Origin of the sequence: Burkholderia sp. M6-3, from assembly GCF_050858985.1 — a bacterium.
GTDB classification, from domain to species: domain Bacteria; phylum Pseudomonadota; class Gammaproteobacteria; order Burkholderiales; family Burkholderiaceae; genus Paraburkholderia; species Paraburkholderia caledonica.
In genome coordinates this window covers 1,260,656-1,287,387 of sequence record NZ_CP110090.1, presented here as the reverse complement: position 1 = coordinate 1,287,387, position 26,732 = coordinate 1,260,656, and the positions used below count along the sequence as shown (strand labels likewise).

Here is a 26,732-nt window from a genome sequence, read left to right as displayed (position 1 = left end):
AAGTCCATGTAGCGCAAAAGGTCGTCGTGTTAGTCGAGCGCCGCCAACCTGCCGCTCGTACAGCTAGCACGCTGCGCTACTGCGAGCCACCGTCCTTGTGGCCCGTCTTCAGGAGGATGTGTTTGGCGATGCCGCGCACAATGTTGACTTCCTCCCGCTCCAGGCCCGAGCGCGCAAAAAGCCGCCGCATGCGCGACATCAGCTTCTTCGGATTCGCCGGGTCGAGGAACTCGATCGCGACGAGCGCGCTTTCGAGGTGCGCAAACATGCTTTCAATTTCATTGCTCGCTGCACGCGCGCCTGCAGCCTCGGCAGATGCGGCTGACGTTTGCGGCGCACGCATGGCAGGCGCCGTGGTGTCGGAGTCGCTCGTCAGATAGATCATGCGCAGTTCGTACGCCAACACCTGCACCGCTTGTGCAAGGTTGAGCGAACTGTAGGCCGGATTAGCGGGAATGTGTGCAAGCGCGCTGCATCGCTCGACGTCTTCATTCGATAAGCCAGTGCGCTCGTTGCCGAATACGAGCGCGATCTCGCCGTGCAACGCCTCGTCGCGCGCGAGACTTGCGGCTGCGCGGGGCGTCCATTGTGGAGGACCGTATTCGCGCTGCCGGGCGGTCAGCGCGATCGACCAATGCACGCCAGAGAGTGCATCGGCAAGCGTCGGCACGACATGGGCCGACGCGAGCACGTCGTCGGCGCCGCTTGCCATTGCGACGGCTTCCGGATCGCTCTGCACATTCGGCACACGGGGCGAGACCAGCACGAGCCGCGAAAAACCCATGGTTTTGAGCGCCCGCGCGGCGGCACCGACGTTGCCGGGATGGCTCGGCTCGACCAGCACGAAGCGCGTGGAGGTGAAGCCGCCGCGCAAGTCGGCCACGGCGGGATCGGAGGAATGGTGGGTGTGGTCCACGGTGAAATTCTGCTAGCGAAAGAACGCGTATGGTAGCGCCAACGCAGGGATACACCGAAATACCTGCGATGTTGCACGCGATGGCACGCACCGTGTTGCCCGTCACAGGGCACGCCGCATCGCTTGTCACGTCCCACACCGCGCGCCCATTGAAATGCGCATGACGGCCCTGCCCGCCTCGAACGCTGCCGCGACCTGCGGACTGAGGTAAAATATCGCGATTCGTGTCCGGCACGGTCAGTGCATGCAATGAGCAAACCGGACGCTTCGTTCTTATTCAATTCGTCTCCGTTGGCGGAATGCGTACTGGTCACGTGCCGGGCGAGCATTCCGTGCTGTTTCTGCGCCTCATCGAGGGCGCCAATTAGTGTGCGCGTAGCGCCATTCACCGGCAAGCAGCCGAGCTGCCCCGGCACAAGGATCAATCCATGCATCCCATGCTCAATATCGCTGTCAAGGCCGCGCGCCGCGCAGCACAGATCATCAACCGCGCGTCGCTCGATCTCGATCTGATTCAGGTCAGCAAGAAACAGCACAACGATTTCGTCACGGAGATCGACAAAGCGTCTGAAGCTGCGATCATCGACACGCTGAAGACCGCCTATCCCGATCACGCGATCCTCGCCGAAGAATCCGGCAAGTCGGACAACGAGTCCGAGTACCAGTGGATCATCGATCCGCTCGACGGCACCACCAACTTCATTCACGGCTTTCCGTACTACTGCGTGTCGATCGCGCTGGCTCACAAAGGCATCGTGACGCAGGCCGTTGTCTACGATCCGACCCGCAACGACCTCTTCACAGCTTCGCGTGGCCGCGGCGCGTTCCTGAACGACCGCCGCATCCGCGTCGCCAAGCGTGACCGGCTGGCCGACGGCCTGATCGGCACCGGCTTTCCGTTCCGCGAAACCGACGGCCTCGAAGCGTATGGCCGCCAGTTCGCGGAAATGACGCAAGCGTGCGCGGGCCTGCGCCGTCCGGGCGCCGCCGCGCTCGATCTCGCAAACGTCGCTGCGGGCCGCATGGACGGCTTCTTCGAGCAAGGCCTGAACCCGTGGGACGTCGCCGCGGGCAGCCTGCTGATTACGGAAGCCGGCGGTCTGGTGGGCAATTACACCGGCGACTCCGAGTTCCTGCACGTTGGCGAAATTGTCGCCGGTAATCCGAAGATCTACGCGCAGATGGTGCCGATCCTGTCGCGCTACAGCCGCACGCGTCAGCAACCGGCTTAACGGCGCGCAGCGAGGCTCGGTCGTAGGCAGTCTCCCGGCATACAGAGAGCTGCAACGGGCTCGCCCGGTCCTTTGAATCCTGCGGCAACGCGGGGAGCGAATCGAGCGAGTTAGAAATCGTAATGGGCAGAATCACGACAAGCGGCTTCGGCCGCTTTTTCGTTGGCGCGCCTGCATCGTGCGAGCGTTCGTGCTACAAAGCGGGAAGCCGCGCCGGCGCGCCTTTCTCGCTGGCTGCATTTCGCGTTCCACGCTGCGCCTGCATGCGCGCCTCGTTCGCGCCTTTCTCTACGCCTAAGGCTAGCGCGCAGCTTTCCATCCGCTTCATGAAAAAAGGCTTCTACACAATTATCGCGGCGCAGTTCATTTCGTCGCTGGCGGACAATGCCCTGCTGATCGCCGCCATCGCATTGTTGTCGGTGATCCGTTCGGCCGCGTGGGTCACGCCGTTGCTGCAAATTTTTTTCACCGTCTCGTACGTGCTGCTCGCGCCCTTCGTCGGCGCGTTTGCGGACTCCATGCAAAAGCGCCACGTGATGTTCATCTCGAACGCGCTGAAGGCGAGCGGCTGTCTGATGATGATCGTAGGCGTGCATCCGATGATCGCCTATGGCGTGGTCGGCTTCGGCGCGGCCGCCTATTCGCCCGCGAAGTACGGCATTCTCACCGAGCTGCTGCCGGCCGAGAAACTCGTCAAGGCAAACGCATGGCTCGAATCGGCGACCGTGCTGTCGACGATCGTCGGCACGATGGTGGGCGGTGCGCTCATCAGCACATTTGCCGATAAATTCGTTGCACGCGCTCATCTGCCGCTGATTCGCTCATCGGCCGATCTTGCGATGTTCGCCGTGATGCTCACCTACGCGATCGCCGCGGGCATCAACGTGTTTATTCCCGACACCGGCGCACGTTATCCGAACCGCCTGTCAGAACCGACGAAGCTCGTCGGCGACTTCTATCATTGCTTCAACGTGCTGTGGGCCGACAAACTGGCACAGATCGCGTTATGGGTGACGACGCTCATGTGGGGCGGAGCCGTGACCCTGCAATTGCTCGTTCTGAAATGGGCCAATGTGAACCTCGGCTTGTCGCTCTCGAAGGCGGCCGTCATGCAGGGCGTCACCGGTCTGGGCATTGCCGTCGGCGCAACAGCGGCGGCCGCGCTGATTCCGCTGCGCCGTTCGCTCGCGGTGCTGCCGGTCGGCATCGTAACCGGCGCGGTGGCGATTGCAATGGCGTTCTACAACAAGAACCTGTTCCCCGCGGACGCGGGCGTCCACATCGGTTCATATGTTGCACCGGCCTATATCCTTCTCGCCTATCCGCTGATGATCCTGCTCGGCGCGCTGTCCGGCTTTTTCATCGTGCCGATGAACGCGATTCTTCAGCATCGCGGCGCAACGCTGCTGTCTGCCGGCCATTCGATCGCGGTGCAGAACTTCAACCAGAATCTGGCCGTGCTGCTAATGCTCGGCGCGTATGCGCTGCTGCTCACCGCCAGGATGCCCGCGCAATGGATTATCGTCGTGTTCGGCGCGTTCATCACGTTCATGATGTGGCTCGCGAAACGGCGCAGCGCGGCGAACGAACGCACTGCCGATATGCGCGCGCTGCTCGAAGAATGACGTCTGCACGAGCGCGGAAGTTATTCGTGCACGTCGCGGGGCGTGTGTGCGAGTTTGACGTGTTGGGATGTGCTGGGGTGTGCTTGCTTGGGCGTGTGTGTGCCTGACGTTGCCCGGCATATGCTTGCCTGTGCTTGCGCCCCGAGCAATCCGCTTCACAGCGTGGGTTGGCCATCCGGCCAGGGTCCGCTCGCCGCGTCGGCGGGTTAAACTCACGCCCTGAACAGCTAACGCAAAAAGATACCGAGGATGGGCACTCAAACCGCAGCGGCCAGCGACGTCGCACAACACACGCCAATGATGCAGCAGTACTTGCGCATCAAGGCGGAGCATCCGGGCACGCTGGTGTTCTACCGGATGGGCGACTTCTACGAACTCTTTTTCGAAGACGCGGAAAAAGCCGCACGCCTGCTCGATCTCACGCTCACGCAGCGCGGCGCGTCGGCGGGCAATCCGATCAAGATGGCGGGCGTGCCGCATCACGCGGTCGAACAGTATCTGGCGAAGCTCGTAAAGGTCGGCGAGTCCGTCGCTATTTGTGAGCAGATCGGCGACCCGGCCACGTCTAAAGGTCCAGTCGAGCGCAAGGTGGTGCGCGTCGTCACCCCGGGTACGCTAACGGACGCCGCGCTGTTGTCGGACAAAAGCGATGTCTTTCTGCTCGCCATGTGCGTCGCGCACAACCGTCGCGGCGTCGCGACGGGCGTCGGCCTCGCGTGGCTGAATCTTGCGAGCGGCGCGTTGCGGCTCGCGGAAGTCGCACCTGATCAGGTGGCCGCGGCGCTCGAACGGATCGGCCCTGCGGAAATTCTGGTTGCCGACACCGCTGCGGACTCGGCGAGCTGGACACCGCCCACCGGCGCGCGCGCGCTGACTCGCGTGCCCGCATGGCATTTCGATGTCGCCTCCGGCACACAACGTTTGTGCGATCAACTCGAAGTAGCGGGTCTCGACGGCTTTGGCGCGCATTCACTCACTTGCGCATGCGGCGCGGCCGGCGCGTTGCTGCTGTACGCGGCGGCCACGCAAGGTCAGCAACTGCGGCACGTGCGCAGCCTGAAGGTCGAGTACGAATCCGAATATATCGGCCTCGACCCCGCCACGCGGCGCAACCTGGAAATTACGCAGACACTGCGCGGCACCGAGTCGCCCACGCTGTGCTCATTGCTCGACACGTGCTGCACGACCATGGGCAGCCGCTTGCTGCGGCACTGGCTGCATCATCCGCCGCGCGACCCGCTCGTCGCGCAGTCGCGTCAGCAGGCTATCGGCGCGTTGCTCGAGGCGCCCGCGGGGGCGGACGTCGATTCGCTGCGCAGCGCACTGCGACATATCTCGGACATCGAGCGAATCACCGGCCGTCTTGCGCTGCTTTCCGCACGGCCCCGCGATCTGTCGAGCTTGCGCGATACCTTCGCCGCGCTGCCCGAACTTCGCGCGAAGGTGGCGGCTGTTGCATCGAATGCGGATTCGCTCGCCCGCATCGACGTGTCGCTCGAACCGCCCCAAGCTTGCGTCGAGTTGCTCACGCGCGCTATTGCACAGGAGCCGGCCGCCATGGTGCGAGACGGCGGTGTCATCGCGCGCGGATACGATGCGGAGCTCGACGAGCTCAGGGATATTTCGGAGAACTGCGGGCAGTTCCTGATCGATCTCGAAACGCGTGAACGCGCGCGCACTGGCATCGGCAATCTGCGCGTCGAATACAACAAAGTGCACGGCTTTTATATCGAGGTCACGCGCGGCCAGACCGATAAAGTGCCGGACGACTATCGCCGCCGTCAGACGCTAAAGAACGCGGAGCGCTACATCACGCCGGAACTGAAAACGTTCGAAGACAAGGCGCTCTCCGCACAGGAACGGGCGCTCGCCCGCGAGCGTTCGCTTTACGACGCGCTGTTGCAGACGCTGCTGCCGTTCATTCCGGATTGCCAGCGCGTTGCCTCGGCACTCGCGGAGCTCGATTTGCTGACCGCCTTTGCCGAACGTGCCCGCGCACTCGACTGGGTTGCGCCGAGCTTCTCGCCGAACGCAGGCATCGAAATCGAACAGGGCCGTCATCCGGTCGTCGAAGCGCAGGTCGAGCAATTCATCGCGAACGACTGCACGCTTACGCCGGAGCGCAAGCTGCTGCTGATCACCGGCCCCAACATGGGCGGTAAATCGACCTTCATGCGGCAGACGGCGCTGATTGCGCTGCTTGCGTACGTGGGCAGCTACGTGCCCGCGCGGCGCGCGGCGTTCGGCCCAATCGACCGCATTTTCACGCGCATCGGCGCCGCGGACGATCTCGCCGGCGGACGTTCGACGTTCATGGTCGAAATGACTGAAGCCGCCGCAATCCTGAACGACGCGACGCCGCAAAGCCTCGTGTTGATGGATGAAATCGGCCGCGGCACGTCTACCTTCGACGGTCTCGCGCTCGCATGGGCCATCGCGCGGCATCTGCTTTCCCACAACGGCTGCCATACGCTTTTCGCGACACATTATTTCGAGCTGACGCAGTTGCCCGCCGAATTTCCGCAAGCGGCCAACGTGCACCTGTCGGCGGTCGAGCATGGACACGGCATTGTGTTCCTGCACGCCGTCAACGAAGGTCCGGCGAACCAGAGCTACGGCTTGCAGGTCGCGCAGCTCGCCGGCGTGCCGAACGCGGTGATTCGCGCGGCGCGCAAGCATCTCGCTCACCTGGAACAGCAGTCGGCTGCCCAGCCCACTCCGCAACTCGATCTGTTCGCCGCGCCGTTGCCAATGTTGCTCGAAGATGCGGACGACGAACGTGCTGGCAGCGAAGCGCCTTCGCAATCGCCTGAAATGACAGCGCTCGTCGAGCGTCTGCGCGGCATCGACCCGAACGATCTGCGGCCACGAGAAGCGCTCGATCTGCTGTATGAACTGCACGAGCTGGCCGCAGCGCCGGATGCCGATCACTGACGCACGCCGCTGTCTTCCGCAACGTCCGCGCCGACGCGGCGCGGCATTCGCCATGGCCTTCACGCTAACGCGGGGCCGGCGGTTCGCCGCCGCCTGCGCGTCTGTCTTTGGTTTGTTGTTGCCCGCATCGGCGGCCTATGCGGCAGCGCCCAGCTACAGTTTCGCGGTCATCGCGAACACCATGCAAAGCCCCGCCGACGAAGCTCCGACCCAGCGGCTGATCGATGCAATCGGCCGGGAGCGCGGCCTGTCGTTCATCGTGTACGACGGCAATCTGAAAGGCCCGAAAGAAGCCTGCCGCGATGCGCTGTATGAACGGCGGCATGCAGTGATGGAAACGTCGCGACCCGCTCTATTTTTCATTCCGGGTCAGCACGACTGGATTGATTGCGCGAGCGCGCAGGCAGGCGGTTTCGATCCGGTCGAACGGCTCGACCAGCTTCGTCAGACGCTCTTTAGCGACGCGAATTCGATGGGTCAGAACCCGATCGCGTTGACGCGCGAGAGCGAGGTATCGCGCTTTCGTCCGTATCGCGAAAATGTGCGCTGGCAGGCAGGAGACACCGTATTCGTCGGGCTGAATGTGCCGAGTCCGAACAATCATTATCTGACCGCCGGCGGTCGCAACGGAGAGTTCGAGGACCGGGTGATCGCCAATGCATTCTGGCTCGAGCATGCCGGCGAATTTGCGAAGCGACGCGACGCGCGCGCGATCGTCGTGTTCATTCAGGGCGATCCCGATCCCGAGCGTTATGAACGGCCCGAGCGTTTCGCCTGGCTGCGCTTCGGGCACAATCCGCGCCGCGACGGATTTCTGGAGTTCAAGCGCAGCCTCGTCAAGCTCGCGCAGATCTTTCCCGGCCCGGTGCTCGTCATCCACTCCGACGACGAACGCGCAAGCGCGGGCTTCATGATCGATCAGCCGCTACGCAACGACAAAGGGAACCTGGTGGCGAACCTCACGCGTGTCGCGCTTGCGCCGCACGATCGCCTTAACCAGTGGATTCAGATAGAAGCGGACTTTGGAAGAAAGCCGCCGTTTCGCGTGACCGTGCGCGACGTACCGCGGCAGATGCCGATGCCCACGGCACAGCCTCCGTTGCTGCGGGACGAGCTTGCCGCCTCGATGCCGGCCGTGCCGTCGCTTGGACCGGCCTCGGACTTGCCGCCGCTATTGCAGACGCCCGGCCAGCCGCAATCGGACTTCCAGCAACTCGACCAGTTGCCGCGCATTCCGGCCGACCAGGGCGGCGGCGGATACGGACCCGCTACGTCGGTTCCGCCTGCGCAAACGGTCCCGTCCGCACAGCCGCGCACGCCGGGAACTACGGGGGCGCCGGGTGCTTCAGGCACTCCTGGCGCGCCCGCAAGCTCAGTGCAGCGTGGGCCCTGACTTCCCGCCTTCGTCGTCTGCCTCGTCGTCTTCGTCGAGAACTTCGAGGCCGTCGGCGCCATGCGCGTGTTCATGCTGGATTTCGTCTTCGGTCGCCGGACGCACGTCTTTAACCGTCAACGCAAAACGCAGCGCCATGCCGGCTAGCGGATGGTTGCCGTCGAGCACGACTTTGTCTTCCGCGACGTCGGTCACGACGTAGACGAGCGAATCGAGGTCTTCGTCGCCCTCTTCCGGCGTGCCTTCGAACTGCATGCCGACCTCGAGCGGTTCCGGAAAGCGATTACGCGGCTCGATCTTCACGAGGTCCGGATCGTACTCACCGAATGCATCTTGCGGCTCGAGCTGGATCTGAGTCTCGAAGCCGGCCTCGTGGCCGTCGAGCTCTTCCTCGATCTTGGGGAACGTGCCATCATAGCCGCCGTGCAGATAGACCATCGGCTCGTCGCTCTCTTCAATCAGATTGCCCTGCGCATCCGACAGCTTGTAGGCGACCGACACGACGGTGTTCTTTGCGATTTTCATTCGATTCTCCAGAATACAACTCACATTATACGATGCCCAAGCGGCCCACTGACCACCCGGCCGAAGCAGCTTCGGCACGCAATTCGTCATCGGCTAAAAAGCCGGCTACCGCGATTCTTCCGCCTTCGCCCGACACACCCACGCCACTGCTCGGCAACCTTACGCCGTCGCAATTCATGCGCCGGTACTGGCAGAAAAAGCCCCTGTTGATCCGCCAGGCGATTCCCGATGTCGAGTCGCCGCTCTCGCGCGACGAGTTCTTCGAACTGGCGGACCAGGACGAAGTCGAAGCGCGCCTCATCACGCACTTTCGCAATAAGTGGCAGCTCGAACACGGACCGTTTGCGCCGGACGAACTGCCGTCGCTGAAGCAGCGCGCGTGGACCCTGCTCGTGCAGGGCGTCGATCTCTACGACGATCGCGCGCGGGCCCTGCTGGACCGCTTCCGCTTCGTTCCCGATGCCCGTCTGGACGATCTGATGATCTCTTATGCGACCGACGGCGGTGGAGTCGGCCCGCACTTCGACTCCTACGATGTGTTTCTTTTGCAAGTAAAAGGCAAGCGGCGCTGGCGCATCAGTTCGCAGAAAGATCTGACGCTGCAAGCAGGGCTGCCGTTGAAAGTTTTACAGAACTTCGAAGCGGAACAGGAGTGGGTGCTCGAGCCGGGAGACATGCTTTATTTGCCGCCGCACATTGCGCATGACGGCGTCGCCGAAGGCGAGTGCATGACGTGCTCGATTGGCTTTCGCGCGCCGTCGGCCGGTGAGCTGACTGCCCAGTTTCTCTATCATCTGGCCGAGCGCGGTGAAGAAAACGGTCAGGCCGGAGCGCTTTACCGTGACCCACAGCAACCTGCCGTCGACCGGCCGGCGGAACTGCCTGCCGCGCTGGTCGAACGCGTTGGCGCAATCCTTGCTGGGATCAAATGGAATGAGCAGGACATTGCGTCGTTCCTTGGTACGTACCTCAGCGAACCCAAGCCGAGTGTCGTCTTTGATCCGCCGCAAAAGCCGCTCAACGAAGCACGTTTCATTAGCCAGGCGTCGAGTTCAGGTGTGCGACTCGACCGCAAGACGAATATGTTGTACAACCGCCGTTTTTTCTTCGTAAATGGAGAGAAAATGTCGTTTGACGGCGCGAAAAAATGGTTGTTTGATCTCGCCGATCACCGGTGTCTGAGTGCGAAACGCTTTGTAACACTCTCACATGATTCGTCGGTGACAGCACGGCTGCACGAGTGGTATTGTGCGGGCTGGATACGGATAGGCGAGCTTGCCTAGCCTCGCGTGTCTGTTATACATAGTACATTGAAATTTTGTATGAGAAAGACAACGTATTGACCCCGGATTTATGGATTGTCAGTACGAAAGTGCATATAATTTCCGCCCAAGCCGTAGGGAAGATTCCTGCTCGTCAAAAGAGCGTCTCCACCAGCGGCCCAGGTCGGTGTTGGAGCACATTACCGGTATTATTTTGCGCTGTTGCTTACCTTTAACCATAAAAGGACGTGATCATGAAGAAATCCCTCCTCGTAGCATCCCTGTTGGCAGCTGTGGCACTGGCTGCATGCAACAAGAGCAACGACCAAGCCGCTGCCCCGGCTAGCGACGCAGCTGCCGCTTCGGCACCGGCTGCTGCTGCAGCTTCGGATTCGGCTGCTGCTGCTTCGGGTGCGGCTGCTGCTGCGAGCGACGCTGCTGCTTCGGCTACGACCGCTGCTTCGGACGCAGGCGCTGCTGCTTCGGCTGCTGCTCCGGCTTCGGGCGCAAGCCAGTAAGCTGTCGCGTAGGGTTCGCCTTCGGGCGAAAACTGCATCGGGAAATCGTCTCGGTTTCCCGAGCAGTAAAACAAAACGCCACGGGCTCACGTCCGTGGCGTTTTGTCATTCATGCGCCGATTTCGCTACGGCATTAGCGCGATCGAAGCCGGATATCGCAACGACATTCGGCTATCGAAGCGCGGCTATTGAGCGGCCTGCCCGCTCTCCTCGAAAAACTCACGCACCACCTCGATTTCACGAGTGCGCTTGAACGGCGGCAAGCTCTGCCAGATTCGGCGTCCATAAGGTTTATCAACGAGACGCGTGTCGCAGATCATCAGGACGCCACGGTCGGTTTCCGCGCGGATCAGTCGGCCGGCGCCCTGCTTCAGCGTAATAACAGCCTGCGGCAATTGATGAACCGCAAACGGGCTCAGACCTTTCTTCGTCAGCGCGTCGAGACGCGCTGACAGAACCGGATCGTCAGGCGGCGCAAACGGCAGCTTGTCGATGACGACGAGCGACAGCGCGTCGCCGCGCACGTCGACACCTTCCCAGAAGCTTTGACTACCCACCAGAATCGCGTTGCCATATGCGCGGAACCGGTCGAGCAGTTCCGTGCGGCTTGCGTCGCCCTGCACGAGCAGCGGATAGTTCCAGCCCCGCGCTTCAATCACGTCTCGCAGCTTGGCCGAGATTCGGTCCACGGCGCGCAGCGTCGTACACAACATGAAGACGCCTCCACCCGACGCTTCGATCGCCGGCAAGGCTGCGTCGAACACAGCGTCGGTGAATGTGGGCGACGACGGTTGAGGCAAATTGCGCGGCACATACAGGAGCCCTTGCGACGGGTAGTCGAACGGGCTCGGCAACGTCATAGAACGTTTGGCGTTAAGTCCCATTTGCGCGGCGTAGTGCGTGAAATCGCCGCGCACCGACAACGTGGCCGATGTAAAGATCCACGCGCGCGGCACACCTGCGCGCTGCTTGGCGAAGATCGGCGCGACCGAGAGCGGCGTTTCGTGCAACTGCACGGTATGCGCGAACACTTCGATCCAACGCACCTTCTCATTGGGATCGGCACGCTCGCCCTTGCCTTCCGCGGAGCCGCTCTGAGCCGCATCGACCGTCTGACGTTCCAGCTCGGTAGGCGGCGTCGTCCAGCCGGCGAGCACGCCCTGCAGCTCACGAGCGCGGCGCAGACACGCGCCGATCGACTCCGCGCGTTCGGCTTGCGTTGCGAGCGCGGAGGTCAACGCGTCAAGTTCGGTTTCGAGCGCTTCGAGTGCGGCAAACAACGGATGATCGTCCGGCAACTGACCGATCGACAAACGCACCGAGTCTTCCTTGAACGCGAGCCGCACGTCACGCGCGGCGCGTTCCACCGTGGAGCCGAGTTTGACCCAGTCGACCGCGTCGCGTGCATGACCCAAGCCCTCCGCGACGCAATCGCGTGCGAGTTCCAGAAACTGCGCGGTGGAAAGCGTCTCGCCGAAAAACAGCGTGGCGGTTTCGGGAAGCTGGTGCGCTTCGTCGAAGATGACCGTATTGGCCGTGGGCAGGAGTTCCGCCATGCCGGTATCGCGCAACATGATGTCGGCGAAAAAGAGGTGGTGATTGACCACCACGATGTCGGCCTGCTGCGCTTCGCGGCGCGCCTGCATTACGAAGCAGTCCTTGTAATGCGGACACTCCTGGCCGAGACAGTTATCACGCGTGGACGTGACCATAGACCACACTGCCGCGGTTTCCGGCACGCTCGCGAGTTCGGCCTTATCGCCCGTGCGCGTGATCTTTGCAAACCGGACGATGTCCTGCAGATACGACGTTTCCTGGCGCGACGGCAAACGGCCGTTATCCGCCGTGCGCTGCAGATAGTAATGACATAGATAGTTCGCGCGGCCCTTGAGCATGGCGACCGACACCGGCACCGCAAGCGCGTCGCGCACGGTCGGAATATCGCGCTGAAAGAGCTGGTCCTGCAGGTGCTTGGTGCCCGTCGACACGATCACCTTGCCGCCCCACAACATGGCCGGCACGAGATACGCATAGGTCTTGCCGGTACCAGTGCCTGCCTCGACGATCAGCGTATTCTCGCCGCCGTCCACGGCCTGCGCTTCGTCGGCTTCTACCGTTTCGGCTGCGGTCTCGGCGGCACCCGTTTGCAGGCGCCGCGCCGGACGCTTTTGCGCCTCGAACATCGCGGGCTCGGGCATCGCGCGGCCCGACGCTTCCATCGCGGCCGCGACGGCGCGCGACATTTCGATCTGCGACGCGCGCGACCGATAGCCGTCGATCTGCCTGGCCAATAAACCGTTATCGGCGAAGATCTCATTGAGCTCCGCGGCGCGGCGTGGATTGAGCGACGCGCTCAGCGCGGACGCAGCGGGACGCGGCGCGGGTGTGCCGGTTTGTGATGCCTCGTCGGCGGCCGGCGCGCGGCGGGAAGTTTCAAGCGGTGAATTCAAGGCAAGCGTTTCCTGCAAAATCCGGTTCGCGCGGCGCGCGACCGGCGCCTGCCAGGCCGCGAACTCAGGCGCGTACGTCCGGTTCGAGCTGCAATTGCAGCAAGATGATGGTGTCCTTGACCTTGAGTTTGCGCTTTTTCAGGCGCTGCAACTCGAAGTCGTCGATGCCGGGCTCATCCGACATTCGGCCGATCAAACGGTCGAGCCCACTGTGCTCCGATTCCAGTTGCAGAATCCGGTCGCGAAGTGTGTCCGCGTTGATGACGTGATGTTGATCGCGCATGCTCGCCTCCGCTCGACTGTTGCGTGGGCTGCATGTTCGCCATGTTCAGCCCGTTGCCTGAGGTTGCTGTCCGGCTTAAAACGCGCTACGACTGCCTGCACCCATGCGTGCACTACTGCGATACTACAACCGCGCAGGCGCCCGCCACACGAGCGCTACGCCACGCGCGGCTTACTGTTGCTGCTTCTGCTGCTCTTCGAGTTGCTTCTGCTGCTTCAACTGGTCCTGACGTTTCTGCTCCGCTTTTTCGGCTGCCTGCTTCTGGCGCGCTTCGACGTCGGCTTTGTGCTGAGCCGCTTCGGCCTGCTTTTTCTCGAAGCTCTGCTGCTTCTCTACGCGTTCCTGAGCCTTTTGCGCGCCCTGCTGACGAGCTTCATCGAGCTTGCGTTGAAAGTCGGCCTGCTTCTGATCGTAAGCCTGCTGATTGGCCGCGGCCTTCGACGGGCTGATGCCGCGCTTCGCCTGATCGATCGCGTGCTGGCGCTGCTTTTCCTCGTACGCCTGCGCGTTCGCGGCGCGCTGCGGTGCCTCTGCATTGCGCTGCGCCTCGTTCAACTGATGTTGACGCTGTTTCTCTTCATAAGCCTGGGCGTTGCGCGCGTCTTCGGCGGCGCGCTGCGGCGCGCCTGCTTCCTCCTGTGCGCGCTTGAGCTCCGCCTGCTCGTCACGTTTGCGGGCACGTTGCGCGCGCTCTTCGCCGTCGAGCGCGAGCTGTTCCTTGCGGATCTGCGCCTGCACCGTGCGCAGCTGATCGCGCGCCTTGTTCAAGCAGTGATTGACGAAGAACGTGCTGTAGCAATTATGCTCGGCGACGCTGTAGCGGTAGTTGTTTTCGTCGCTGCGCTGGTTAAGCACCTTCTGCCTCGCGTCGAACTCGCTCTCTCCCGACGTCGCGCTGTCGCCGCCCGCTGTGCTATCAGCTCCGGCATTTACTGAGCCATTCGTTTCGCCACTGACGCCATTGCCTTGATCCGCCGATGCCGCGCTTCGGATTGCCGAGCCCGCGGGCTTTACGGCGGGCGCAATAGCGCCGCTTTCAGGCGCCACGGATTGCGCCGAAGCGGGCGCCGATAATGCGAGCGCGGCAGCCATCAGGCACGCCGCACACGACACCGCGAACGCTCTGCCCGAAACCGGCGCGCTCACTTCGACGTCACGCGTCACCCGTCCATGCAACGTGAACGGCCAGCGAACTGCGGACAGCGGCAAATGTGGCGTACGGGAGTCCGGCTTCGAGCCCAGGCGGTTGAAAGAAAAGGAGATTGGCAACGTCGTAGAGGGGCAACGGAACATGCCCGAAATTCTATCACCCCCGGCGGTTGAGCCCTTTGGCATTTGTGGCAAAATGCCCCGCTCTAGCAACCTGGTCGCAGCGCGCACGCACTGCGTGCCCGGCGCCGTAAGGCGCCGCCGGCGCACGGCCCTTGACCGAGTCCGCAGGAAACCCAAGAGCTTATGACGGAAACCGTAGCACTCAAGATCGTACAGCGCATCGCCGCCGAACTGTCCGTACAGCCGCGCCAGGTCGCGGCCGCGGTGCAACTCCTCGACGAAGGAGCGACTGTTCCGTTCATCGCCCGCTATCGTAAGGAAGTGACCGACAATCTCGACGACACGCAGTTGCGTAATCTCGAAGAACGCCTGCTGTATCTGCGCGAACTGGAAGACCGGCGCGCGGCAATCGTCGCGAGCATCGACGAACAGGGCAAGCTCACCGACGAGCTGCGAAATGCGATCGAAGGCGCCGACAGCAAGCAGGTGCTCGAAGACCTGTACCTGCCGTATAAGCCGAAGCGGCGCACCCGCGCGCAGATCGCCCGCGAAGCCGGCCTGCAGCCGCTCGCCGACGCGCTGCTCGGAAATCCGCTGCTCGACCCGCAAACGGAAGCCGCCGCGTACGTGGACGCGGAGAAAGGTGTCGCCGACGTGAAGGCCGCACTCGACGGCGCCCGCGACATCCTCTCCGAGCAATTCGGCGAAACCGCTGATCTGCTCGGCAAACTGCGCGATTACCTGTTCAATCAGGGCGTGGTGTCGTCGAAAGTGGTCGAAGGCAAGGAAACTGCTGAAGAAGAGAAATTTCGCGACTACTACGACTATGCGGAAACGATTCGCACGGTGCCGTCGCATCGTGCGCTCGCGCTTTTCCGCGGCCGCAATGCGGGCGTGCTGATGATCAAGCTGGGCCTTGGCGAAGAACTCGACGCACAGGTGCCCCATCCGGGCGAAGCGCTGATCGCACGTCACTTCGGTATTGCCAATCAGAACCGTCCGGCCGACAAGTGGCTTTCCGACGTGTGCCGCTGGTGCTGGCGCGTGAAGGTTCAGCCGCACATTGAAAACGAACTGCTGACCAACCTTCGCGACGAAGCCGAGCACGAAGCGATTCGCGTGTTCGCACGCAATCTCAAGGACCTGCTGCTGGCCGCACCCGCGGGACCGAAGGCCGTGATCGGCCTCGATCCGGGCATGCGCACCGGCGTGAAGGTCGCGGTGGTCGATCGGACCGGCAAGGTACTCGCCACCGACGTGATCTATCCGCACGAGCCGCGCCGCGACTGGGACGGCTCCATTGCGAAACTCGCGCGCATCTGCGCGCAGACGCAGGCCGAGTTGATCAGCATCGGCAACGGTACGGCGTCGCGGGAAACGGACAAGCTCGCGAGCGAACTCATCGCGCGCCATCCAGAATTCAAGCTGCAGAAAATCGTCGTGTCCGAAGCCGGCGCGTCGGTGTACTCGGCTTCCGAACTGGCCGCGAAGGAATTCCCGGACATGGACGTATCGCTGCGCGGCGCGGTGTCGATCGCGCGGCGGCTGCAAGACCCGCTCGCCGAACTCGTGAAGATCGAGCCGAAGGCAATCGGCGTCGGGCAGTATCAGCACGACGTGAATCAGCGCGAGCTTGCGCGCTCGCTCGACGCGGTCGTCGAAGATTGCGTGAACGCCGTGGGTGTTGACGCGAACACGGCGTCGGTCGCGCTGCTCGCGCGCGTGTCCGGGCTGAACGCCACGCTGGCTCGCAACATCGTCGATTATCGCGATGCAAATGGCCCGTTTCCGTCGCGCGACCATCTGCGCAAGGTGCCGCGTCTCGGTGAGAAGACGTTCGAGCAGGCTGCAGGTTTTCTGCGCATCAACAACGGCGAAAACCCGCTCGACCGCTCGTCCGTGCACCCGGAAGCGTACCCGGTCGTTGAACGGATCCTTGCGAAGATCAACAAGCACGTTGGTGAAGTACTCGGCAATCGGGATGCGCTGCGCGGCTTGTCACCCGGAGAATTCGTCGACGAACGTTTCGGTCTGCCGACCGTGCGCGACATTCTGCTCGAACTCGAAAAGCCGGGCCGCGATCCGCGCCCTGAGTTCAAGACGGCGACGTTCCGCGAAGGCGTCGAAAAAGTCAGCGATCTGACGCCGGGCATGGTACTCGAGGGCGTCGTCACGAACGTCGCGGCGTTCGGTGCGTTCGTCGACATCGGCGTACATCAGGATGGGCTCGTGCACGTTTCGGCAATGTCGACGAAGTTCATCAAGGACCCGCACGAGGTCGTCAAGGCCGGACAGATCGTCAAGGTCAAGGTGCTCGAAGTCGATGTGAAGCGTCAGCGCATCGCGCTCACCATGCGCCTCGACGACGAGTTCGGCGCGGCGGCTGCGCGCAGTGGCGGCGGTGCGCAGCAGGATCGCGGCAACTTTGGCCGATCGGGTGGGAATGGACGCGGCGCGCCGCAACAGCGCTCACGCGAACCCGAAGCAGGCGGCGCAATGGCTGCGGCATTCGCGAAGTTGAAGCAAAAGTAAGAAGTCTGCGTGTTCAGTGGACGAAGCGCTTGTGCACCACTGAACACGCGCCTTTTACCGCCCGCCACCCAATAAAAAACCCACGCATTTGCGTGGGTTTCTTGTTTCCGCAGAAGCATTACGCGACGCACACGGGCAAGCCACGCCCTGCGCCGTCATATCTCGATCTTCGTACCCAACTCCACTACGCGATTAGCCGGAATACTAAAGAAGTCCGTCGGCTTGGCGGCGTTCTGGTGCATCCATGCGAAAACACGCTCGCGCCACACCGACATGCCTGGCAATTGTGTCGGCACCACCGTTTCGCGCGCGAGGAAAAACGACGTGTCCATCAACTCGAAGGTCATGTCGTGCGTACGGCCGATTTCGGTGAGCACTGCTTTTACGTCCGGTGTTTCGTTGAACCCGTATGCGGCCTTGACCAGATACAGACCACCGTCGATGTTCTTCACCGTCACCCGCTCGGCATCGTTCACATACGGAATGTCGCGCGTGACGAAGGTCAGGAAGATCGTGCGCTCATGCAACACCTTGTTGTGCTTCAGATTGTGCAGCAGGCTGACCGGCACGAGCGAATCGCTGCCCGTCAGATAAATCGCCGTACCCGATACGCGATGCGGTGGGTGCGCGAGCAGGCCCTGCAGGAACGGCATTAACGGAATACCGTCGGCGGCCGTGCGCTCTTTCACGATCATCCTGCCCTTGAACCATGTCATCAGCAGGAAGAACAGCAGCGCGCCGATGCCGAGCGGCAGCCAGCCACCCTCTTCCACCTTCAGCAGATTCGCACCGAAAAAGCCCAAGTCGATCGTAATGAACACGGCGATGATCAGCCCGACGAGGAACTTGTTCCAGTTCCACACCTTCACCATCACGACACAAGCGAGGATGGTCGTGATGACCATGGTCGCGGTTACCGCGATGCCGTATGCGGCCGCCAGATTGTCCGAGCTTTTGAACGCAATCACGATGCACAGAATGATGAACAGCAGCATCCAGTTCACCACGGGCACATAGATCTGGCCGATTGCGAGTTCGGATGTGTGCAGGATCTTCATACGCGGCACGTAGCCGAGCTGGATCGCTTGGCTCGTCAGCGAATACGCGCCTGAAATCACCGCCTGCGAAGCGATCACGGTCGCGACCGTCGACAGCACGACCAGCGGCAGCAACGCCCATTGCGGTGCGAGCAGGAAGAACGGATTCTCGATCGCTTTCGCGTCGTGCATCAGCAACGCGCCCTGGCCGAAATAGTTCAGCACCAGCGACGGCATGACCAGCACGTACCAGCCCATGCGAATCGGCTTGGCCCCGAAGTGGCCCATGTCCGCGTAGAGTGCCTCAGCGCCGGTCAGTACCAGCACCACCGACCCAAGCACGACATACGCTTGCAACACATGCGCGGCCATGAAGGTGTACGCGTAATACGGGTTCAGCGCGCGGATCACGTTCGGCGATTGCACGATATGCCACAGCCCGAGTGCAGCCAGCACCACGAACCACACCAGCATGATTGGGCCGAACAACCGGCCAACGGTGGCCGTGCCGTGCCGCTGGATCCAGAACAGCAGCACGAGGATCACTATGGTCAGCGGCAATACGAGATGCGACAGATGAGGCGCCGCAATCTCCAGCCCCTCGACTGCGGAAATCACCGAAATGGCCGGCGTAATGACTGCGTCGCCATAAAACATGCAGGCGCCGAAGATGCCCAGCATCATCAGCAATCCGGCCATTTTCGATTTCTCGTCGAGCGAACGCAGCGCCAGCGCCATGAGCGCGAGCACGCCACCCTCGCCGTTGTTGTCCGCGCGCATCACGAACAGTACGTACTTGATGCCCACCACGATCACGATGGCCCAGAACAGCAGCGAAATCACGCCCAGGATGGATTGATCGGTAAGCGGGATGCCATGCGACGGGCTGAAGGCTTCTTTCAGCGCATACAACGGGCTCGTGCCGATATCGCCGAACACCACCCCGATCGCGGCGATCGCGAGGGAAGGCAGTGGCTGTTTGTGCACGTGATTGTTATCTGTCATAAACGCGAGAAAATCCGTTCCCAGGGCGGAAAAAACGACCGCTATTCTAAACCGCCTGCCTGAAGCCGCCCGGCTTGTTGTGGATACACCACGTGGATGGTCCGCGCAGTGTAGCACTGCGGTATGTGCGCGTCTGCTGTGCGAATCGCTATGCGGCGGATGTCATCGCAGGCTGCGAAGCGTAGGCGCCGGTGATTGCGCACGCATAAAAAAACGGAGCCCAATCGGGCTCCGCTTTGGATGCGTCGCATGGCACGGTGCAGCACTGAGTGCCGCTAAATGTTGTGATGCCTGCGGTGCATATGGTCCATGCGAGGAACGCACGCGCCACATGCGGCGCATCTCGTCAGTTTCCCGAGGACTCCTGCGCTTGCGCGACGCCGCGCTTGATCCACGCGCCGAGGTTATGCGGACGAACCGTGTCCCACTCCTCGAACGGCTGATGAATCCACGGATTCGTAGGCAGATACTGCACGTGATAATCGGGCTTCACTTTCGAGCAGCCTTTGTACCAGAGCACTGCGGAACGCACTGCCGTGATCGCCGGATAGCGCTCTTTCAGATGCTGCTGAACCCGCGCTAGCGTGACGCCTGAATCGACGAGATCGTCGACGAGCAGCACGTTGCCGTGCAGTTCGCCGCGCGTCATCGTGATGTATTGCGCGATGTCCAGTTCGCCCTGTTCCGTGCCGGCCGCTTCGCGATACGAACTCGTGGCGAGAATAGCCAGCGGCAGATCGTAGATACGCGAAAGCTGGTCGCCCACGCGCAAACCGCCACGCGCGAGGCACAGGATCTTGTCGAACTTCCAGCCCGACTCGTGCACGGCCATGGCGAGCAATTCGATCAGCCGGTGATATTCGTCCCAGCCGACCCACAGGTTCTTGTCGTCGTTGCGCGGATCTTTCATCGCAATCATGGGGAGACCTTGCACCATCGCTTAAGCCTTGAACGGATGACGAAGCAGAATGGTCTCGTCGCGATCCGGACCCGTGGACACCATGTCGATAGGAATGCCCGCCACTTCCTGAACGCGCGACAGATACGCACGCGCGTTCGCCGGCAGCTTGTCCCATTCCTTGATGCCCACGGTGCTTTCCTTCCAGCCCGCGAAGGTTTCGTACACCGGCTCGCAGCGCGCGACTTCCGACGCGCCGCGCGGCAGCAGATCGACGTTCTTGCCGTCCACCGTGTAGCCGACGCAGAGCTTCACTTCTTCGAGGCCGTCGAGCACGTCGAGCTTGGTCATGCACAGGCCCGACACGCCGTTGATCTGGATCGAGCGGCGCAGTGCTGCAACGTCGAGCCAGCCGGTGCGGCGCGGACGGCCGGTGACCGAACCAAATTCCTTGCCGACGGTGGCGAGTTCCAGGCCGATTGCTTCCTGACGCGCGGCGTTGTCCGCGTCGTACAGTTCGCTCGGGAACGGGCCCGAACCGACGCGTGTGCAGTACGCTTTGGTGATGCCGAGGATGTAGTTCAGCTTCTGCGGACCCACGCCCGCACCCGCAGTCGCCGCGCCCGCGACGCAATTGCTCGACGTGACGAACGGATACGTACCGTGGTCGATATCGAGCAGCGTGCCTTGCGCGCCTTCGAACAACAGGTTGCTGCCGGCGGCGTTCGCGTCGTACAAACGGCGCGACACGTCGGTCACCATTGGCTTCAGACGGTCGGCATAGCCCAGCATCGTGTCGAGCGTTTGCTGGAAATCGACAGCGGCGACGCCCAGGTACTGCGTCAGTACGAAGTTGTGATAGTCCAGATTTTCGCGCAGGCGTTCAGCGAAAGTCTCCGGCTCGAAGAGGTCCTGCACGCGCAAGCCGCGGCGCGCCACCTTGTCTTCGTAGGCCGGGCCGATGCCACGGCCGGTAGTGCCGATTTTGCTCGCACCGCGGCGCGCTTCGCGGCCCTGGTCGATAGCAATGTGGTACGGCAGAATGAGCGTGGTGGCTTCGGAAATGAACAGGCGTTTCTGAACGTCGACGCCGGCGGCTTCGAGCTCGCCAATTTCCTTGAACAGCGCTTCCGGCGACAACACGACGCCATTACCGATGTAGCACGCGACGCCGGGATGCATGATGCCCGACGGAATCAGACGCAAGATGGTTTTCTTGCCACCGATGATAAGCGTGTGACCGGCATTGTGACCGCCCTGGAAGCGAACGACGCCGTGGGCGTGGTCCGTCAGCCAGTCGACGATCTTGCCCTTGCCTTCATCACCCCACTGGGTCCCCACGACGACGACGTTACGCCCGGGGTTCACATTCACTGCGCTGGCAGACATGTTGTTTCGTAAGCTGGTTAAAAACGTATTCTACCTAGGTTCGCGGAAGCATCCGGAATTTTTCCGTTTCCGCTCAACGGTATGCACGTTATGGTGGGTATTGCGAAGAAGCGCGGCTTCTCACCGCGCCGCGCTCGGCGACTCATGCACGTTGCGTTAGAGGCGCTCTGACAGGCCAGCAGAAATGGCCCTCGAACGAGCCCTCGAACGGCTCGTATCGCAGCGCGCTCAGGAACACGCTCGGAAGCGTGCTCAGGAACGCGGTTCGACCGTCCATGCGCCGTTGCGCTCGACCAACACGCGGTCGAACGCGAATTCATCCAGGTCGTGCTCGTGACCAGGCAGTGCCTGAATCACCACTTCGCCCGCATCGCGCAACGCGGCGACGCTCGCGCGCAGCGCGTCGTCGTGCTGCCACGGCGCGAGGATCGCACTGCTGCGCGCTTCGACGGGCGAGATGCGCGCCACTTCGCGCAGATCGAGCGAAAAGCCCGTCGCCGCCCGCGCCCGCCCATAAGCCTGCCCGACATGGTCGTAACGGCCGCCGCGCGCAACGGCATTCGGCACGCCGTCCACGTAGGCCGAGAACATGACGCCGCTGTGATACGCGTAGCCGCGCAGATCGGCGAGGTCGATCATGACTTCGGCGCCTTCCACCTGGCTCGCGAGGAATGCGAGGTCGTCGAGCGCGCGCGCGATAGCCGGCGCATTCGGCAAGCGGGCGCGTGCCTCTTCGAGCACCGAGGCGTCCCCGTAAAGCGAGGGCAGCGAGCGCAACGCATCGCGTGTCACGGCCGTGAGGTTCGCGGTCAATTCGACGAGCCGCGGCACGTCCTTGCCCGCCAGCGCGTCGTACAGCGATTGTCCAAGCTCGGCCGCCGCCGGTTCCGCTTCGATCAATGCAGCGAGCACGCCCGCGTGGCACAGGTCGAGACGCACCTTGGCAAGGCCCGCCAGACGGAGCGCATCGAGCATTAGCTGCTGGATTTCCAGATCGGCCTCGAGCCCCGCATGACCGTAGATTTCGGCGCCGATCTGAATCTGCTCGCGCGTCGCGTGCAAGCCGCGCGGCCGCGTGTGCGCGACATTTCCGGCATAGCAAAGACGCGTGACGCCCTGGCGATTCAGCAGATGAGCGTCGATACGCGCGACCTGCGGCGTAATGTCGGCGCGCAGGCCGAGCGTGCGTCCGGACAACTGATCGACGAGCTTGAACGTGCGCAGATTGAGGTCGTGCCCGCCGCCCGTCAGCAGCGACTCGATGTATTCGAGCATCGGCGGCATCACCATCTCGTAGCCGTACGAGCGGAAACGGTCCAGCAGATGGCGCCGCAACTCTTCGATCTTGCGGGCTTCCGACGGCAGCACGTCGGCAATGTTCTCGGGAAGTAACCAGGTCGACATCGATACAGTCCTACGACGTTGAACACGGCGGCTGAGTGCGCCGTTAAATGAGTGTATTTGGCGGGCCAGGGCCCGATTCTGGCGAGTTCGGCGGCTTCCCGGAGGCGCCCGCGGCTTGCGCGGGACCGAAAGCGCGGGTTCTGCAGCGAGCCGCCGTGCAAATGTGCGACCTTGCTCACACACGAAGTCGCGCCGCACGCGGCATCGCGCTAACCGGCCTGCTGCCTCAGGTCACGAAAAACAGCAGGACCAGCCCGAGCAGCATCACGATCAGCCCGCCGACACGAATCTGATGCGCCGGTCGTTCCGCTATTCTACGGAACGTGTCGCGCCAGGCGGTCGGAAAAACGAACGGGAACATCCCCTCGATAATCAGCATCAACGCGATCGCGAGCAGTAACGAGCCGACTATATCCATGCTAGAGAAGGGGGCCGCGATGCGAATGCCGCGGCGTTCCGGGTTATTAGTGTTTGCGCGGGGCCGCGGAAGCGTCCGGGGCGAGGCCGCCGGTCGAACTGCGCATGAAGCGGAAGAACTCGTTGCTCGGATCGACCACGATTACGTCGCCTGGCTTGAAGGTCTTCCGGTACGCCTGCATGCTTTGGTAGAACTGATAGAACTCCGGGTCGCTGCCGTACGCTTGCGCGGCGATCTCGGCTGCGTTTGCGTCGCCTTCGCCCTTGATGGTTTGCGCCTGACGGTAACCGTCCGCGAGAATCGCCTGCTGTTGCGCGACCGCGTCCGCCCGGATCTTGTCGGCCTCGGCGGCACCCTTCGCGCGCTCGTCGGCCGCGGCCTGCTCGCGTTCGGCGATCATCCGCTTGTAGACCGAGTCAGCCATGGAGGCCGGAACATCGACCCGCGTCAACTGGACGTCCACGACCGACACGCCCAGCGACGCCGCACTCTTCGCCATCGCGGCGCGGGCTTCGTCGGCAAGTGCCTGCTGTTTGGCCAATGCGTCGGATAACGTGTACTTGCCGAACGCGTCGCCGAGCGCACTGCGCGCAACAAGGGCGATGCGGTCCGGCAGGCTCTGTACGTCGCCCTTCGTTTCGGCCAGCAGCTTCAGCGGATCGGTCACGCGATATTTGACGACCGGGTTCGCCAACAGATCGTTCTTGTCCGAAGTGACGTAGCGATCTTCGTCCGGCGCGTCGAGCGACTGGATGCGGTTATCGACGAGCGTCACCGTTTGCAACGGCGGAGGCAACTTCACGTGCAAGCCTGGACCGAGCAAGGTGGGAGCGGCGTCGCCACGCGGGGACAACACTGCCATATGACGCTGGTCGACGACGAATACCATCGACGAAGCGGCAAACAGCACGATGACAACGGCGATGACGAGCGCAATGATCTTGTTCATGATGTGCGCCCCTTATTGAACGTCGTCTTCACGCGTACGGCTGCGGAAGGAGTCGCGTGAGCGCAGCGCGTCGCTGCTGGCCGCCGCCCGGCTGGCGGGCGTGGCGGCTGCGGCGGACGCGGACATTGCAGGCGCTGCCGCCGTCGGTCCGCCTGCGGCGGGCGCATTGGAAGTCGCTGCCTGCGGCGCGCCGGCGGCCACGCCGCCCGATGCCGCCGTGGCGGCTGCTGCAGTATCGGCCACCCGTTGACGAGTCTGCTCGACCAGCTTGTCGAGCGGCAGATACAGCACATTGTTGCCGCTCTTGCTGTCCACAAATACCTTCGTCGTATTCGAATAGATCTGCTGCATGGTTTCCAGATACATGCGCTCGCGAATGACCGCGGGCGCTTTCGAGTACTGCGCATAGACCTGCTTGAAGCGTTCGGCGTCGCCTTGCGCCTCAGCCACCGTTTTGTCGCTGTAGGTTTTCGCGTCGTCGATCTGGCGCGCCACATCGGCTTGCGCGCGCGGCAGCAGATCAGCGGCATACGCCTGCGCGTCGCGCTTCGCACGCTCGTTTTCCTGACGGACTTTGGCAGCGTCGTCAAACGCGGCCTGCACCCTGTCGGGAACCTGCACGCCCTGGATCGTCACACCGGTCACGGCGAGGCCGGACTGATATTCATCGAGCGATTGCTGGATCGCCGCCATTAATTGCTGACGAATTACTTCGCGATCCTGACCAAGAATTTCGTCTGTGCTACGCGCGCCGACGATGCCGCGCACCGCCGCCTGCGCGGCCTGCATCACACCCTGATCGGGATCGACGCTGCGAAAGAGGTAATCGGTCGGCTTGCGGATCTGGTACTGCACCGCAAAGCGCACGTCGACGATGTCCGCGTCGTGCGTGAGCATGGACGCGTCTTTTACGTTCGCGAGACGCACCACGTTATTGCGGCCGATTTCCACCTGGCGAACCTGGCCGATATTGACGAGCTCATGCGCTTCGAACGGATAAGGCAGCCGCCAGTGCACGCCTTGCCCTGCCGTGTAGCGATATTTGCCGAACTGCATCACAACGCCGGCCTGGCCGTCTTGCACGACGAACACACCACTGCCGAGATAGATGGCGATCAGCACGCCGATGACGATGCCCACGCCGATGCGTGCGCCGCGACCGTTGTCGGGACGCCCGCCGCCGACACCGCCGCCCTTGCGGCCGAACATGCGGCTCAGACGGCGGTTGAAATCCCGCCACATCTCGTCGAGATCGGGAGGACCTTCACCTTCCTTAGTCTGTGGACGCTTGGGCTCACCCGGCCGCTGACGCTCGCCATTGCCGTCGCCACGGCCCCAGCGGGGATCGTTCAGTGAAAACATGGCGCGCATGCGCAGCCAGATACTCCGCTCGTTGTAATCGTTCACCTGTGTTCGTTCACCAGAGTAGACAGCGGGTATGCAATTGGAACGGGTCAGTGCCCGAGTTCTGAGACCTTGCGCTCGTCGCGCGGTGCCGCCGACCGGTCTTCTTCCGAGGAGTCATGCGGCGTATCGGACAGAGCTTCCGCAGTGGCGATCTCAGCAATGGCAGCGCGCAATGTATCCAGCCCCTGCCCCGTGCGCGCGCTCAAAAAGACGCGCGAAATATTACCATACTCGTCCCGCTCGACCGCGTCCCCGCGGGCCGCCAACTCCGGCACTGCGTCGATCTTGTTGAACACGAGCACCTGCCGGATCGTGTCCGCACCGATCGCGTGCAAGACCTCGTTGACCTGATCGATCTGATCGAGACGCACGGCGCTCGACGCGTCGACGACATGCAGTAGTAGATCGGCGTGAATTGTTTCCTCGAGCGTGGCGCGAAACGCGGCAACCAGTTGGTGGGGCAGTTCGCGAATGAAGCCGACCGTGTCGGACACCACCACCTGCCCTGCTTCGTCGCCGAGATAAACGCGACGGGAAGTCGTGTCGAGCGTAGCGAACAGCTGGTCGGCCGCATACGCCTGCGCCTTCGTGAGCGCGTTGAAGAGCGTGGACTTGCCTGCGTTCGTGTAGCCGACGAGCGAGACCGACATGGTCTGATTGCGGGAGCGCTGGCGGCGCTGCGTGCCATGCTGACGGCGCAGTTTTTCGAGCCGCGTCTTGAGCGCCTTGATGCGCTCGCCGATCAGCCGGCGGTCGGTTTCGAGCTGCGTTTCGCCTGGACCGCGCAAGCCGATACCGCCTTTTTGCCGCTCAAGGTGGGTCCATGCGCGGATTAGCCGCGTCGACAGATACTGCAATTGCGCGAGTTCCACCTGCAGCTTGCCTTCATGGCTGCGGGCGCGTTGCGCAAAAATATCGAGGATGAGACTCGTGCGGTCGACCACGCGCCGATTAAGCGCTTGCTCCAGATTGCGCTGCTGGGCAGGCGCAAGAGCGTGGTTGAAAATGACGAGTTCGATGTCGTTCGCCTCACACGCGAGACGCAGTTCTTCGGCCTTGCCGCTGCCGACGAACATCTTCGCATCGGGACTTGCCCGGCGCCCGGTGAGGGTGACTAGAGGATTCGCGCCCGCGCTTTGCGCGAGCAGGCTGAGTTCTTCGAGACTGGCTTCGAAATCGATCTTACCGAAGTCGATGCCGACAAGCGCTGCATTGATCAAATTGGAGGGTATCAAAATGAGGCGGCCGGAGGTGATCGCCAACGGGCGACGCTACGCCGGCCG

Annotated in this window: 20 protein-coding genes; 7 read left to right on the top strand and 13 right to left on the bottom strand. The window is 62.6% G+C overall.

The window, feature by feature from the left end; all coding sequences use genetic code 11:
* Positions 1 to 76: 76 nt before the first annotated feature.
* A complete protein-coding gene (locus OH764_RS05535) occupies positions 77 to 916 on the bottom strand; it encodes an RNA methyltransferase (protein ID WP_498848311.1) in 840 nt (279 codons plus the stop codon).
* 428 nt (positions 917 to 1,344) lie between these two features.
* Here OH764_RS05535 and OH764_RS05530 point away from each other — a divergent pair, with 428 nt between their 5' ends.
* The 4 genes from OH764_RS05530 to OH764_RS05515 all read left to right on the top strand — a co-directional run bounded on the left by OH764_RS05530 (position 1,345) and on the right by OH764_RS05515 (position 8,100).
* Positions 1,345 to 2,148: an inositol monophosphatase family protein gene (locus OH764_RS05530; RefSeq protein ID WP_498848310.1), complete on the top strand. Its 804-nt coding sequence runs from the start codon at positions 1,345 to 1,347 to the stop codon at positions 2,146 to 2,148.
* A gap of 326 nt (positions 2,149 to 2,474) precedes the next feature.
* A complete protein-coding gene (gene lplT, locus OH764_RS05525) occupies positions 2,475 to 3,773 on the top strand; it encodes an MFS transporter (protein ID WP_498848761.1) in 1,299 nt (432 codons plus the stop codon).
* Positions 3,774 to 4,022: 249 nt separating this feature from the next.
* Positions 4,023 to 6,707, top strand: coding sequence for a DNA mismatch repair protein MutS (mutS, locus tag OH764_RS05520; protein ID WP_498848309.1), 2,685 nt, complete (start codon positions 4,023 to 4,025; stop codon positions 6,705 to 6,707).
* A complete protein-coding gene (locus OH764_RS05515; protein WP_498848308.1) occupies positions 6,694 to 8,100 on the top strand; it encodes a hypothetical protein in 1,407 nt (468 codons plus the stop codon). The genes mutS and OH764_RS05515 overlap by 14 nt, the downstream gene beginning before the upstream one ends.
* On the opposite strand, the gene OH764_RS05510 is transcribed toward OH764_RS05515, so the two are convergent.
* Positions 8,080 to 8,625 carry an FKBP-type peptidyl-prolyl cis-trans isomerase gene (locus tag OH764_RS05510; protein ID WP_020065559.1) on the bottom strand — a complete coding sequence of 182 codons (546 nt, stop codon included), beginning with the start codon at positions 8,623 to 8,625 and terminating at the stop codon, positions 8,080 to 8,082. The two genes, OH764_RS05515 and OH764_RS05510, sit on opposite strands and share 21 nt — an antisense overlap.
* Positions 8,626 to 8,657: 32 nt before the next feature.
* Here OH764_RS05510 and OH764_RS05505 point away from each other — a divergent pair, with 32 nt between their 5' ends.
* On the top strand, positions 8,658 to 9,908 hold the full coding sequence (locus OH764_RS05505) for a JmjC domain-containing protein (RefSeq protein WP_498848307.1): 1,251 nt from the start codon (positions 8,658 to 8,660) through the stop codon (positions 9,906 to 9,908).
* Between the two features lie 233 nt (positions 9,909 to 10,141).
* A complete protein-coding gene (locus OH764_RS05500) occupies positions 10,142 to 10,405 on the top strand; it encodes a hypothetical protein (protein WP_084166713.1) in 264 nt (87 codons plus the stop codon).
* A 185-nt stretch (positions 10,406 to 10,590) separates the two neighbouring features.
* Here the strand turns inward: OH764_RS05500 and yoaA are convergent, their stop codons facing one another.
* The 3 genes from yoaA to OH764_RS05485 form a co-directional block, all read right to left on the bottom strand.
* Positions 10,591 to 12,855 (bottom strand): ATP-dependent DNA helicase, encoded by a 2,265-nt coding sequence (gene yoaA / locus OH764_RS05495; RefSeq protein WP_498848306.1) that lies wholly within the window; start codon positions 12,853 to 12,855, stop codon positions 10,591 to 10,593.
* A 64-nt stretch (positions 12,856 to 12,919) separates the two neighbouring features.
* Positions 12,920 to 13,138: a DUF465 domain-containing protein gene (locus OH764_RS05490; RefSeq protein WP_020065556.1), complete on the bottom strand. Its 219-nt coding sequence runs from the start codon at positions 13,136 to 13,138 to the stop codon at positions 12,920 to 12,922.
* 171 nt (positions 13,139 to 13,309) lie between these two features.
* A complete protein-coding gene (locus tag OH764_RS05485; RefSeq protein WP_498848305.1) occupies positions 13,310 to 14,431 on the bottom strand; it encodes a hypothetical protein in 1,122 nt (373 codons plus the stop codon).
* A gap of 162 nt (positions 14,432 to 14,593) precedes the next feature.
* On the opposite strand from OH764_RS05485, the gene OH764_RS05480 reads away from it, so the two are divergent.
* Complete coding sequence (locus tag OH764_RS05480; protein WP_498848304.1) at positions 14,594 to 16,942, top strand: Tex family protein; 2,349 nt, start codon at positions 14,594 to 14,596, stop codon at positions 16,940 to 16,942.
* Positions 16,943 to 17,097: 155 nt separating this feature from the next.
* On the opposite strand, the gene OH764_RS05475 is transcribed toward OH764_RS05480, so the two are convergent.
* The 8 genes from OH764_RS05475 to hflX all read right to left on the bottom strand — a co-directional run bounded on the left by OH764_RS05475 (position 17,098) and on the right by hflX (position 26,669).
* The gene (locus OH764_RS05475; RefSeq protein ID WP_027775393.1) at positions 17,098 to 18,984 is read right to left on the bottom strand and encodes a potassium transporter Kup; all 1,887 of its coding nucleotides are present in this window, start codon (positions 18,982 to 18,984) and stop codon (positions 17,098 to 17,100) included.
* Positions 18,985 to 19,330: 346 nt separating this feature from the next.
* Positions 19,331 to 19,921 (bottom strand): phosphoribosyltransferase, encoded by a 591-nt coding sequence (locus OH764_RS05470; RefSeq protein ID WP_020065552.1) that lies wholly within the window; start codon positions 19,919 to 19,921, stop codon positions 19,331 to 19,333.
* Between the two features lie 3 nt (positions 19,922 to 19,924).
* Positions 19,925 to 21,271 (bottom strand): adenylosuccinate synthase, encoded by a 1,347-nt coding sequence (locus tag OH764_RS05465; protein WP_020065551.1) that lies wholly within the window; start codon positions 21,269 to 21,271, stop codon positions 19,925 to 19,927.
* A gap of 252 nt (positions 21,272 to 21,523) precedes the next feature.
* Entirely contained in the window at positions 21,524 to 22,675 is a 1,152-nt protein-coding gene (locus OH764_RS05460; RefSeq protein WP_498848303.1) for an ATP phosphoribosyltransferase regulatory subunit, read from the bottom strand.
* A 226-nt stretch (positions 22,676 to 22,901) separates the two neighbouring features.
* Positions 22,902 to 23,093: a DUF2065 domain-containing protein gene (locus OH764_RS05455; RefSeq protein WP_498848302.1), complete on the bottom strand. Its 192-nt coding sequence runs from the start codon at positions 23,091 to 23,093 to the stop codon at positions 22,902 to 22,904.
* Positions 23,094 to 23,139: 46 nt separating this feature from the next.
* Positions 23,140 to 24,042 (bottom strand): protease modulator HflC, encoded by a 903-nt coding sequence (gene hflC, locus OH764_RS05450; protein WP_408410112.1) that lies wholly within the window; start codon positions 24,040 to 24,042, stop codon positions 23,140 to 23,142.
* Between the two features lie 12 nt (positions 24,043 to 24,054).
* Positions 24,055 to 25,449 carry a protease modulator HflK gene (gene hflK / locus OH764_RS05445; RefSeq protein ID WP_498848301.1) on the bottom strand — a complete coding sequence of 465 codons (1,395 nt, stop codon included), beginning with the start codon at positions 25,447 to 25,449 and terminating at the stop codon, positions 24,055 to 24,057.
* A gap of 47 nt (positions 25,450 to 25,496) precedes the next feature.
* On the bottom strand, positions 25,497 to 26,669 hold the full coding sequence (hflX, locus tag OH764_RS05440; RefSeq protein WP_033379419.1) for a GTPase HflX: 1,173 nt from the start codon (positions 26,667 to 26,669) through the stop codon (positions 25,497 to 25,499).
* Between the last annotated feature and the right edge of the window lie 63 nt (positions 26,670 to 26,732).

Coding starts and splice junctions, on each gene's coding strand:
- OH764_RS05530 (WP_498848310.1), top strand. CDS start 1,345: ATGCATCCCATGCTCAATATCGCTGTCAAGGCCGCGCGCCGCGCAGCA.
- lplT (WP_498848761.1), top strand. CDS start 2,475: ATGAAAAAAGGCTTCTACACAATTATCGCGGCGCAGTTCATTTCGTCG.
- mutS (WP_498848309.1), top strand. CDS start 4,023: ATGGGCACTCAAACCGCAGCGGCCAGCGACGTCGCACAACACACGCCA.
- OH764_RS05515 (WP_498848308.1), top strand. CDS start 6,694: ATGCCGATCACTGACGCACGCCGCTGTCTTCCGCAACGTCCGCGCCGA.
- OH764_RS05510 (WP_020065559.1), bottom strand. CDS start 8,625: ATGAAAATCGCAAAGAACACCGTCGTGTCGGTCGCCTACAAGCTGTCG.
- OH764_RS05505 (WP_498848307.1), top strand. CDS start 8,658: ATGCCCAAGCGGCCCACTGACCACCCGGCCGAAGCAGCTTCGGCACGC.
- OH764_RS05500 (WP_084166713.1), top strand. CDS start 10,142: ATGAAGAAATCCCTCCTCGTAGCATCCCTGTTGGCAGCTGTGGCACTG.
- OH764_RS05490 (WP_020065556.1), bottom strand. CDS start 13,138: ATGCGCGATCAACATCACGTCATCAACGCGGACACACTTCGCGACCGG.
- OH764_RS05485 (WP_498848305.1), bottom strand. CDS start 14,431: ATGTTCCGTTGCCCCTCTACGACGTTGCCAATCTCCTTTTCTTTCAAC.
- OH764_RS05480 (WP_498848304.1), top strand. CDS start 14,594: ATGACGGAAACCGTAGCACTCAAGATCGTACAGCGCATCGCCGCCGAA.
- OH764_RS05475 (WP_027775393.1), bottom strand. CDS start 18,984: ATGACAGATAACAATCACGTGCACAAACAGCCACTGCCTTCCCTCGCG.
- OH764_RS05470 (WP_020065552.1), bottom strand. CDS start 19,921: ATGGTGCAAGGTCTCCCCATGATTGCGATGAAAGATCCGCGCAACGAC.
- OH764_RS05465 (WP_020065551.1), bottom strand. CDS start 21,271: ATGTCTGCCAGCGCAGTGAATGTGAACCCCGGGCGTAACGTCGTCGTC.
- OH764_RS05460 (WP_498848303.1), bottom strand. CDS start 22,675: ATGTCGACCTGGTTACTTCCCGAGAACATTGCCGACGTGCTGCCGTCG.
- OH764_RS05455 (WP_498848302.1), bottom strand. CDS start 23,093: ATGGATATAGTCGGCTCGTTACTGCTCGCGATCGCGTTGATGCTGATT.
- hflC (WP_408410112.1), bottom strand. CDS start 24,042: ATGAACAAGATCATTGCGCTCGTCATCGCCGTTGTCATCGTGCTGTTT.